Here is a 2,575-nt window from a genome sequence, read left to right on the forward strand (position 1 = left end):
TGGCCTGCCTGGCCTGCCTGGCCTGCGTGGCCTGCGTGGTCCGCACCAGCGTCCTCCACGAGGGTGCGCACCGCGTCGGAGTAGACGGCGACGGCCCGCTCGAGGCGGTCGCCGTCGACCGCTGAGGCGAGGTAGTCCCACTGGGCGATGATGCTCCCGCCCCAGCGGTAAGCCTGGTGGTCCAACACCACCTGGGGTGTCTGACTGATCCCGCCGACGAGCTCACCGCTCCAGTCGTCGTCGAAACCGGACTCGTCCTCCCCGCCGAGGGTGCTGGTGAACACGACGGGTGCCGAGAACCGCCGCCCCTCCTGGGCGCTGCGCATGGCGAGAACGTCGATCCCCGACACGCTCGACCGGTCGAGCGCCTCGAACAGTGAGGTGCCCACCGAGTCCAGGGAGGCGTGAGGATCGGCCGAGGTGTGCAGTCCCACCAGGGAGAGCTCGGTGAACTCTCCGATGACCCCGGCCATCTCCGGCGGGCGTCCGAAGGTCGTGAGCATCACCGAGAACTCCGATCGGCCGGATAGCTCGCACAGCATGTGGGCGTATGCGGTGAGCAGCAGGGCGGCCGGCGTGGTCCGCCTCCGAGCGCTCGTGCGGACCACCGCCTCGCTCAGCTCGGGACCGAGGGTCCAGCGGTGCCGGGAAAAGCCACCGACCGGGACCTGCGCGGCAGAGACCGCTCCGCCGGAGACCTCGGGAGCCGCGGGAAGGTGCGGGACCCGCTCGGCCCACCAGCGTCGGTCCTCGTCCTGCCGGGCTCCGCCCGCGCCCCCACCCGCCGCGCCCGACCTCACGTGGTCGGCAAAGGTGCGCAGCGGCGCCGGGCCAGGGTCCTCACCGCGATAGACCACTCCCATCTCGGAGTGCAGGAGGCCGAAGCTGTCGGCGTCGCAGACCAGCACATCGATGCTCCACCCCACATGCACCGCGTCGGCGGTGATCGCGAGGTAGGGGCAGACCAGCGGCCACCGCGATGCCGGGGCGCGCCGCAGGGACAGGCGGTCCCGCCACCGCTGGAGGCCGGTGCCGGGGTCGTCGGAGTGCCTGAGGTCGGTCACGTCGAGCCGGAAGTCCTCGGGCCTGATGTAGACCTCGTGCATCCCGTCCAGCTCGACGACCGTCCGCAGCATCGGGTGCCGCTGCACGAGGGTGCGGAAGGCGGACTCGAACCGATCCGGGTCGAGCGACAGGGAGCGGAACTCCACAAAACTGTGGCACGCCGCGCCTCCGATCCCGAAGTCGTCCTCGCGGCCCAGGAGGTACGCGCGCTGGACCGGGGTCAGCGGGGCCGGGCCTGTGGGGTCAGCGTCCACACCCGAGGCCCCTTCCTCCCGATCCATCCCGCCGCCCGGATCCGACACGACCACTCCTGCGACTCCCCCCGGCGTCGGATCGTCGAGGAGATCCCGCAACCGCAGGTCGAGACCCAGTTCGTCGCGGAGGGTGCCGAGCAATCTCGTGGCGGCCAGGGACTGTCCCCCGAGGGCGAAGAAGTCGGACTCGGGGCCGACCTCGTCACGGTGAACACCGAGCGCGTCGGCCCACAATTCGCAGAGACGATCGAGCGACGCGCGACCCTCGTCACCGTGCGAGCCGTCAGACGAGGCGCCCGTGGAGGATCCCCCGGAGGTCTGCCGGAGATTCTCGGGGCCGGCTGCCCGGTCAACGTCCGCACCCTCGATCGTGAGCGGGCGACGGCTGGCGATCACCGTGCCCCGCGCCGGTCCTGCGGCGATCCGGCGCAACAGAGTCGAGGCGTCCTCCGGATCCAGAGCGTGCCGCAGGAGGTTCCGGGCGAACGCGGCGTCATCCGCACCGGTCGTCCGCCATCCGTCCCACGCCACCGCGACCCGACGGGTCCCGTCCGCCGGCGAAGCGTTCTCGCACCGCAGTTCCACGGCCCTGCAGGACACGGCGTACGCGGCCAGACCGAAGCCGCCCGACACGGAGGCCAGCGAGGACATCGCCACAAGGACGTCGGGAGCCCTCTCGGCGAGCAGGGCCACCGCATCCTCCAGGGCGTCCCAGACCTGCACCCGCGCACGATCGTGGGCCCGTAGCGTCTCCGCCCCCGACTCCTGGACGGTGGCGAAGCTCTCCTTGCCCACCACCCCGGTGCACTGCACCACGATCAGGGGGCCCGGACCCGGGATGTCGCTCAACACGCCGGCGAGCGCTGCGGCGTCGGCGCCGTCCCAGGTGACCACGGAGGCACCCCTGGGGACGAGCGCGGAGGCCACGTCGCCCGCGTTGCGACGGGTGGTGAGGGTGACGCTCGCACGTGCCGCGAGGAAGGAGGTGGCGATGTGGCGGCCCAAGGTGCCGAGTCCGCCGATGACCACGACGCGCGGGGGCGGCTGGTCCCGGGGCTCGTCCGAATCGGTCGACACGGGGTGGTCGACAACGACCTCGTCCTGCCACGACTCCCCGGTGAGGTGGATCGTCGTGGGCCACCGGGCCGCCCCGTGGCGGTGGAGGTCGGCTGCCACCGCGCATCCGGCGGCGTCGGGGTCGCCGGAATGCACGACCACACCGGCCAGGGCGAGCTCCGGATGCTCGGCGCGCACCG

The 2,575-nt window shown here is 72.3% G+C and carries 1 protein-coding gene; it reads right to left on the reverse strand.

The window, feature by feature from the left end; genetic code table 11:
* The coding region (locus G6021_RS12295) for a condensation domain-containing protein (RefSeq protein ID WP_182641408.1) at window positions 1–2,575 on the reverse strand (2,575 nt) is incomplete at both ends.

Origin of the sequence: Dietzia sp. CW19 (assembly GCF_014145265.1) — a bacterium.
GTDB classification, from domain to species: Bacteria; Actinomycetota; Actinomycetes; order Mycobacteriales; family Mycobacteriaceae; genus Dietzia; species Dietzia natronolimnaea.